Source organism: Veillonella parvula (assembly GCF_024461875.1).
In the GTDB taxonomy this organism is placed as follows: Bacteria; Bacillota; Negativicutes; order Veillonellales; family Veillonellaceae; genus Veillonella; species Veillonella parvula_I.
In genome coordinates this window covers 1-207 of sequence record NZ_JANGAL010000190.1, presented here as the reverse complement: position 1 = coordinate 207, position 207 = coordinate 1, and the positions used below count along the sequence as shown (strand labels likewise).

The following is a 207-nucleotide window of genomic DNA, read 5'->3' as shown; positions in this document are numbered from 1 at the left end:
CTGCTACTGCATGTGCTGCACCACGACTTAAGGCTTCAATTGCTACAGCACCAGTGCCAGAAAATATATCTAGTATATCAGAACCTAATATACCTCTATTTGCTAATACATTAAATACACTTTCACTAACACGATCAAGTGTAGGCCTAGTATCTAATCCTTTAGGTGCTTTTATAGGATGTCCCTTAGCAGTTCCGCCAATAATTC

General features: G+C 39.1%; 1 protein-coding gene. It reads right to left on the bottom strand.

Annotated features, from left to right (window positions below; translation table 11 throughout):
* A partial coding sequence (locus NE668_RS10305) for an RsmD family RNA methyltransferase (RefSeq protein ID WP_256197035.1) occupies positions 1–205 on the bottom strand: 205 nt, incomplete at its 3' end.
* Positions 206–207: the final 2 nt, after the last annotated feature.